Genomic DNA, 5,548 nt, shown 5'->3' with positions numbered 1-5,548 from the left:
GTCGTCGGCGAGCGCGTTCTGCACCGCGGGCGTGTCGGCCAGCGCGACTGCCAGGGTGCGGGTGACGCGCTCCGACTCGGCGGTCACCGACTGCTGCGTCGTCCACAGCAGCACCGCCGCGAGAGCGGCGGTGACCACGATGACCGCGATCACGAGCGCGACGAACACCACGGATGCCGCGCTGCGCGCTCGTCGTCGAATCGCCACGGTCCGATCCTCCCCGATCAGCGCCGGGTGGGGGCGCGTTCACTACGACCATAAGTTCCGGATGCCGCGCCCCCCCGCCGACGCTGGGCACACCCCGCGCGGCTCGCGTGGGTGAGACGACGACGTTTCGACCCTGGAGGCCCTCATGGCTCGCATTCCCCGCACCACCGGCATCGCCCTCCCCGCTCCGCCTCCGCGGCTGCGGCGCCTCGACAAGCACACCTGGCTCTACGTGGCGGTCATCGCCGCCGTCGTGCTGGGTGCGATCCTCGGGCTCGCCGCCCCCGGGTTCGCCCGGGCGCTCGAGCCGATCGGCACCGGCTTCGTGAGCCTCATCAAGATGATGATCGCGCCGATCATCTTCTGCACGATCGTGGTCGGGGTCGGCTCGATCGCGAAGGCCGCGACGGTCGGCAAGATCGGCGGTCTCGCCCTCGTCTACTTCCTCGCGATGTCGACGTTCGCACTCGCGATCGGCCTCGTCGTCGGCAACCTCATCCACCCGGGCGAGGGCCTGAACATCAAGGGCGCGACCTATACGGCGCCGAGCACCGAGGGCACGAGCACGCAGGACTTCATCCTCGGCATCATCCCGACCACCTTCTTCTCGGCGTTCACCGGCGGCAGCGTCCTGCAGGTGCTGTTCCTCGCGCTGCTCGTCGGCTTCGCGCTGCAGGGCATGGGGGAGCGGGGCAAGCCCATCATGGACTTCGTCAAGAACCTCCAGGCGCTCGTGTTCCGGGTGCTGGGAATGATCCTGTGGCTCGCCCCGGTGGGCGCGTTCGGTGCCATAGCGGCGGTGGTCGGCAAGACCGGCGTGCAGGCGATCCTGAGCCTCGGCGTGGTGCTCGTGGCGTTCTACGTCACGTGCTTCCTGTTCATCGCGGTCGTGCTCGGCTCCCTGCTCGCCGTCGTCGCCCGCGTCAACGTGTTCTCGCTGATCCGCTACCTCGGCAGCGAGTACCTGTTGATCGTCGGCACCTCCTCGAGCGAGTCGGCGCTGCCGCGGCTGATCGCCAAGATGGAGCACCTCGGCGTCTCGAAGCCGGTCGTCGGCATCACGGTGCCGACCGGGTACTCGTTCAATCTGGACGGCACGGCGATCTACCTCACGATGGCGTCGCTGTTCATCGCGACGGGCATGGGCACGCCGATGTCGATCGGTGAGCAGATCAGCCTGCTGGTGTTCATGATCATCGCGTCCAAGGGTGCGGCGGGCGTCACCGGCGCCGGTCTCGCAACCCTCGCGGGCGGACTTCAGGCGTTCCGCCCGGACCTCGTCGGCGGCGTCGGCGTCATCGTCGGCATCGACCGGTTCATGTCCGAGGGGCGGGCGGTCACGAACTTCACCGGCAACGCCGTCGCGACGGTGCTCATCGGCACCTGGACCAAGCAGATCGACGCCGACCGGATGCGCCGAGTGCTGCGCGGCGAGCTGCCGTTCTCGGGCGGCGTCGGCGACGACCACGGCCCGGCAGGTGCCACCCCGGTGGCCGAGCCTGCGCCCGAGCGCATCCCCGCGGGCGTGCGCTGAACGGCAGCGGGGGTGCGGGTGTCCGTATCCGCACCCCCGCTCAGACGGGCCGGACTGGTAAGATCGGCGCGGATGCCTCTGCGGCATCCTCACAACTGAACACCTGCTCGCACACGCGAGCACAGGAGCAGGCCGGCAGGAAGCTGGTCCCCTGTGGTGGGTTCCTCGATCCGGATGCTGCGGCCCCGGCGGCGGGTGATCTTCTACTGGTGGCCAGCGCAGGCGTTAGGCATCACACTGCCCGCGCTCATAACTGCCTGTTCCTGCTCCTTCGCATGCCCTCGCCGGCGACACGCGCCCGCGAGGATAAACAAAGAAGGAGAGACCTCTTGGAAGGTCCTGAAATCACCGCGACCGAAGCCGTCCTCGACAACGGCCGCTTCGGCACCCGCACCATCCGCTTCGAGACCGGACGCCTCGCCCAGCAGGCGCAGGGTTCGGTCGCCGCCTACCTCGACGAGGAGACGATGCTGCTGTCGGCCACCAGCGCCAGCAAGCAGCCGCGTGAAGGCTTCGACTTCTTCCCGCTGACCGTCGACGTCGAGGAGCGCTCGTACGCCGCCGGCAAGATCCCCGGCTCGTTCTTCCGCCGCGAGGGCCGCCCCTCGACCGAGGCGATCCTCGTCTGCCGTCTCATCGACCGCCCGCTGCGCCCGTCGTTCGTCGACGGCCTGCGCAACGAGGTGCAGATCGTCATCACCGTGCTCTCGATCGCCCCGGGTGAGTTCTACGACGCCCTCGCGATCAACGCCGCGTCGGCCTCCACCCAGATCTCCGGCCTGCCGTTCTCGGGCCCGATCGCCGGTGTCCGCCTCGCGCTCATCCCGGGTCACGGCGAGCACGCCGACCAGTGGGTCGCGTTCCCGACCGCCAAGCTCCTCGAAGACGCCGTCTTCGACCTCGTCGTCGCCGGCCGTGTGCTTCCCGACGGCGACGTCGCGATCATGATGGTCGAGGCCGAGGCCACCGAGCACAGCTGGAACCTCATCAAGGCCGGCGCCACCAAGCCCAGCGAGGAGATCGTCGCGCAGGGTCTCGAGGCCGCCAAGCCCTTCATCACCGAGCTCGTCGCGGCCCAGACCGCCCTGGCGAACACGGCCGCGAAGGAGATCCAGCCCTACCCGGTGTTCCTGCCCTACTCGCCCGAGGTCTACGACTTCGTCGCGGCCCGCTCCTACGACGAGCTCAAGGGCGTCTACCAGATCGCCGACAAGATCGAGCGCCAGAACGCCGACGACGCGATCAAGGACCGTGTGAAGGCGGATGTCGCCGCCGCCGTCGAGGCGGGCGAGCTCCCGGTCGCGGCCCTCGCCGAGGTGGGTGCCGCCTATAAGTCGGTCACGAAGAAGATCGTGCGCGGCCGCATCCTCTCCGAGGGTGTGCGCATCGACGGTCGCGGCCTCGCCGACATCCGTCCGCTGGACGCCGAGGTCGAGGTCATCCCGCGTGTGCACGGCTCCGCGATCTTCCAGCGCGGTGAGACTCAGATCCTGGGTGTCACGACGCTGAACATGCTCAAGATGGAGCAGCAGATCGACTCGCTGTCGCCCACGACGAGCAAGCGCTACATGCACCACTACAACTTCCCGCCCTACTCGACCGGTGAGACCGGCCGCGTGGGCAGCCCGAAGCGTCGCGAGATCGGGCACGGCTTCCTCGCCGAGCGCGCGCTCGTGCCGGTGCTGCCGACCCGCGAGGAGTTCCCGTACGCGATCCGTCAGGTCTCCGAGGCCCTCGGATCGAACGGCTCGACGTCGATGGGCTCGGTGTGCGCCTCGACCCTGTCGCTGCTGAACGCCGGTGTGCCGCTGCGCGCTCCGGTCGCGGGCATCGCGATGGGTCTCGTCTCCGACGAGGTCGACGGTCACACTCGCTACGCGGCGCTGACCGACATCCTGGGCGCGGAGGACGCGCTCGGCGACATGGACTTCAAGGTCGCGGGAACGAGCGAGTTCGTCACGGCGATCCAGCTCGACACGAAGCTCGACGGCATCCCGTCGGAGGTCCTCGCGGGCGCCCTCACCCAGGCGAAGGACGCGCGTCTGCGCATCCTCGAGGTGCTGACGGCTGCGATCGACGGTCCGGATGAGATGGCGCCGACCGCTCCGCGCGTGATCAGCGTGCAGATCCCGGTCGACAAGATCGGCGAGCTCATCGGCCCCAAGGGCAAGACGATCAACGCGATCCAGGACGAGACCGGCGCCGACATCTCCATCGAGGAGGACGGCACCGTCTACATCGGTGCTGTCGACGGCGCGTCGGCCGAGGCCGCGCGTGCGCAGGTCAACGCGATCGCCAACCCTCACAACCCGGAGGTCGGCGAGCAGTTCCTGGGCACGGTCGTGAAGATCGCGACCTTCGGTGCGTTCATCTCGCTCCTTCCCGGCAAGGACGGCCTGCTGCACGTCAGCGAGGTGCGCAAGCTCGCCGGTGGGAAGCGTGTCGAGAACGTCGAGGACGTCCTCTCGGTCGGTCAGAAGCTGCTCGTGCGCATCACGAAGGTGGATGACCGCGGCAAGCTGTCGCTCGAGCCGGTGCTCGACGACCAGGCCGCGGCGGATGCCGAAGAGGCTCCCGTCGAGGACTGATCACCGTCCCTGACGACTGCCCGCCCGGATTCTCCGGGCGGGCAGTCGCCGTTTCAGGCCGGAAGAGGCGTGATCAAAGCGTTATGGCGCGTTCACTCCTCGGACGCGTGGGAGCGCCTCGGGTACTCCGGTGTGCCCTAGCCTCGAATCACGCGCGGGGGGCGACCGCGTCGCCGGCGCGAGAAGGGGGCTGCGCATGGCCTGGGACGACCGACTCCTCGGTCGCTCGCGTGCGCCCGAGACGCCGCACCCGTCGGCGCCGATCCCCGTGCAGGGTCCGGCCGTGGGGGCCGGGCTTCGTATTCCGCTCGGGGAATCAGGGTTCTCCGTCTTCCCGCTGATCCTCGGCGGCGGCGACTTCGGGTGGACAACCGACCTGCCGACCGCTCACCAGGCGCTCGATCGCTACGTCGAGCTCGGCGGAAATGCGGTGCACACCTCCGACAGCTACGGCGCCGGACGCAGCGAGCACATCGTCGGCAGCTGGATCGAGTCCCGGGGCCTGCGCGAGAGCGTGGTCGTGACCGCGAGAGTGGGCGCGCACGAAGACCACCCGGGTCTCGGGCCGGTGGCACTCGTGCGGGGCGTCGAGGCGACGCTCACCCGTCTGCGCATCGATGTGATCGACGTGCTCTACCTCGATGCGACGCGCGATTCGACTCCGCTCGAAGAGGTGCTCGCCACGGTCGACTGGCTCGTCGGCGCGGGCAAGGTGCGCGCGGTGGGGGCGTACGGCCTGCGGCCCGAGGCTCTCGTCGAGGCGCGTATCTACGCGTCCGCGGGCTATCCGCGTCTCACGGTGGCCGACGTGCCGTACAACCTGGTGAGGCGCAGCGAGTTCGAAGGCGACATGAGGCTCGTCGTCGGTGCGCAGCAGATCGCGCTGACCCCGTCTCATCCGCTCGAGCACGGCTTCCTCTCGGGTGCGCAGAGGCAGCGCCAGCGCATCGTGCTGAGCGTGCGCGCCGCGCAGCTCGCCTCCAACCTCAACCGGCGCGGCACCCGTGTGCTGCGGGCGATGGACGGCATCGGCGCTGAGCTCGGCGTGTCGAACGCGGCGATCGCGATCGCCTGGCTGCTCGCGCAGAGCTCGGTCGTGGCACCCATCGTGAACGCGCAGGATGCCGATCAGGTGAGTGATCTCGTGCAGGGTGTCGGGGTGCGCCTGACGCGCGCGCACCTCGCCGAACTCGCCCGCGCCCTCGACTGAAAGCTCGAT

Annotated in this window: 3 protein-coding genes and 1 pseudogene; 3 read left to right on the top strand and 1 reads right to left on the bottom strand. The window is 69.3% G+C overall.

Translation table 11 applies throughout. The features are described 5' to 3' along the window. A pseudogene (locus ASG00_RS18105) lies at positions 1 to 207 on the bottom strand (ATPase); the annotation flags it as partial. A 145-nt stretch (positions 208 to 352) separates the two neighbouring features. Between ASG00_RS18105 and ASG00_RS10610 the strand changes: the two are divergent. The 3 genes from ASG00_RS10610 to ASG00_RS10600 all read left to right on the top strand — a co-directional run bounded on the left by ASG00_RS10610 (position 353) and on the right by ASG00_RS10600 (position 5,539). Continuing rightward, positions 353 to 1,741 (top strand): cation:dicarboxylate symporter family transporter, encoded by a 1,389-nt coding sequence (locus ASG00_RS10610; protein WP_082483204.1) that lies wholly within the window; start codon positions 353 to 355, stop codon positions 1,739 to 1,741. Positions 1,742 to 2,070: 329 nt separating this feature from the next. Next, positions 2,071 to 4,329, top strand: a complete 2,259-nt coding sequence (locus ASG00_RS10605; protein ID WP_056209409.1) for a polyribonucleotide nucleotidyltransferase — start codon at positions 2,071 to 2,073, stop codon at positions 4,327 to 4,329. A 196-nt stretch (positions 4,330 to 4,525) separates the two neighbouring features. Further along, on the top strand, positions 4,526 to 5,539 hold the full coding sequence (locus tag ASG00_RS10600; RefSeq protein ID WP_045247588.1) for an aldo/keto reductase: 1,014 nt from the start codon (positions 4,526 to 4,528) through the stop codon (positions 5,537 to 5,539). The last annotated feature ends 9 nt before the right edge of the window (positions 5,540 to 5,548 follow it).

The organism is Microbacterium sp. Leaf351 (assembly GCF_001423825.1).
GTDB classification, from domain to species: domain Bacteria; phylum Actinomycetota; class Actinomycetes; order Actinomycetales; family Microbacteriaceae; genus Microbacterium; species Microbacterium ginsengisoli.
This window is presented reverse-complemented; position numbering and strand designations above follow the sequence as displayed.